Annotated in this window: 1 protein-coding gene; it reads right to left on the bottom strand. The window is 45.5% G+C overall.

What is annotated here, in order from left to right; all coding sequences use genetic code 11:
• Positions 1-351: 351 nt before the first annotated feature.
• A partial coding sequence (locus ACJHWR_RS25315; RefSeq protein WP_180766538.1) for a phosphotransferase occupies positions 352-565 on the bottom strand: 214 nt, incomplete at its 5' end.

Raw genomic sequence — 565 nt, 5'->3', positions numbered from 1 at the left:
TTATTATGGTGATCCCCTGGGCGAAATGCGCCTGGTAAGCAGAGTTTTTGAAATGTAAGGCCTTTGAATAAGACAAAAGGCTGCCTCATCGCTAACTTTGCAACAGTGCCTTTCACCCTCGATGCCAACCACGTCAGGTGGCAAATTTTCGACATTAACCGCGACGATGCTAAATTTCATGGAGAAGTGCGTGGGTGAAATAGCCGGTCGTCAGTCATAAAGGGCAGGGGAGTACCGTTGGCCCGGCGTTCGATAGTACCGTCCGGATACTGCCAGATATCGGCGTCCAGGGAGATGTCCTGAAGCGCGGTGTCCGGAATTTCAGGTTTGTGTCTCTACAAAGACTAACTATCAGAAAAACTCATCGAGCATCAAATGAAACTGCAATTTATTCATATCAGGATTATCAATACCATATTTTTGAAAAAGCCGTTTCTGTAATGAAGGAGAAAATTCACCGAGGCAGTTCCATAGGATGGCAAGATCCTGGTATCGGTCTGCGATTCCGACTCGTCCAACATCAATACAACCTATTAATTTCCCCTCGTCAAAAATAAGGTTATCA

Source organism: Escherichia sp. WS568, from assembly GCF_046486085.1.
Taxonomy (GTDB): Bacteria; Pseudomonadota; Gammaproteobacteria; order Enterobacterales; family Enterobacteriaceae; genus Escherichia; species Escherichia coli.
The sequence above is the reverse complement of the archived record's forward strand: the minus strand, read 5'-3'. Positions and strand labels throughout refer to the sequence as shown.